The sequence below is a fragment of the Staphylococcus sp. HMSC056G08 genome, assembly GCF_001812305.1.
Taxonomy (GTDB): Bacteria; Bacillota; Bacilli; order Staphylococcales; family Staphylococcaceae; genus Staphylococcus; species Staphylococcus simulans.
The window spans coordinates 1-1367 of the sequence record NZ_KV808496.1 but is presented as its reverse complement, the minus strand read 5'-3'; the positions used below and the strand labels follow the sequence as shown (position 1 = coordinate 1367).

Here is a 1367-nt window from a genome sequence, read left to right as displayed (position 1 = left end):
CAAAAGTAACGACAGTTACAGACGAAAAAGGTAAGTATAAATTTACAGATTTAGAAAATGGCGAATACCAGGTAGATTTCGAAACACCAGAAGGTTATAAATCTACATTGATTGAACAAGGAGAGTCTAGAGCGCTTGATTCAGAAGGTACGTCAGCTACAGTGAAGATCAACAATGCAGATGATTACACAATTGACAGTGGATTCTACAAACCAATGGTAGAACCAACACCAGTGCCAGCGACTTACTCAATCGGAGATAAAGTCTGGGAAGACAGCAGTAAAGACGGTGTCCAAAACTCAAACGAAAAAGGCATTGCAGGTGTAACAGTTACATTGACTAAGCCAGACGGCAGCACAGAAACAACAGTGACAGACGATAACGGTATGTACCACTTCACAAGATTACCAAATGGCGAATACACAGTAACGTTCGAAACACCAAAAGGCTATGAACCAACTAAAGTGAATGTTGGAGACAAAGCATTAGACTCAGATGGTCAAACAATCAAAGTCGTAGTAGATAATGCGGATGACTTCACAATCGACAGTGGTTTCTACAAACCGACGGTTGAGCCGACACCAGTCCCAGGAACATACTCAATCGGAGATAAAGTCTGGGAAGACAGCAGTAAAGACGGTGTTCAAAACTCAAACGAAAAAGCATTTCAGGCGTAACAGTTACTTTAACTAAGCCGGACGGCAGCACAGAAACAACAGTAACTGACGACAACGGTATTTACCACTTCACAGGATTACCAAATGGCGAATACACAGTAACGTTCGATACACCGAAAGGCTATGAACCAACTAAAGTAAATGTAGGAGACAAAGCATTAGACTCAGACGGTCAAACAGTCAAAGTCGTGGTAGATAATGCGGATGACTTCACAATCGACAGTGGTTTCTACAAACCGACGGTTGAGCCGACACCAGTCCCAGCAACATACAACTTAGGTGACTATGTGTGGGAAGACAGCAACAAAGACGGTATCCAAAATTCAAATGAAAAAGGTATCGCCGGCGTAACAGTGACACTGACTAAACCAGATGGTACAACAGAATCAGTTGTGACAGATGCTGAAGGTAAGTATAACTTTACTGGATTAGAAAACGGTGAATACACAGTTAAATTCACTGCACCAGAAGGTTACACAGCAACTAAGGTAAATGTTGGTGATCAAGCATTAGATTCAAACGGTTTAGAAACGAAAGTCGTAATCAACAATGCAGATAATTACACAATCGACAGCGGATTCTATAAACCAGTGGTAGAACCAACACCAGTTCCAGCGACATACACTATCGGAGACAAAGTATGGGAAGATAGTAATAAAGATGGTGTTCAAAACTCAAATGAAAAAGGCA

General features: G+C 41.4%; 2 protein-coding genes and 1 pseudogene. All 3 read left to right on the top strand.

The window, feature by feature from the left end:
- Nucleotides 1–677 (top strand): SdrD B-like domain-containing protein (locus HMPREF2846_RS08575; protein WP_176745482.1); only part of this gene is annotated, 677 nt, incomplete at its 5' end.
- A pseudogene (locus HMPREF2846_RS14925) lies at nucleotides 665–844 on the top strand (SdrD B-like domain-containing protein); the annotation flags it as partial. The gene HMPREF2846_RS08575 and the pseudogene HMPREF2846_RS14925, both read left to right, overlap by 13 nt.
- A 21-nt stretch (nucleotides 845–865) precedes the next feature.
- The coding region (locus HMPREF2846_RS08570) for an SdrD B-like domain-containing protein (protein ID WP_176745481.1) at nucleotides 866–1367 on the top strand (502 nt) is incomplete at its 3' end.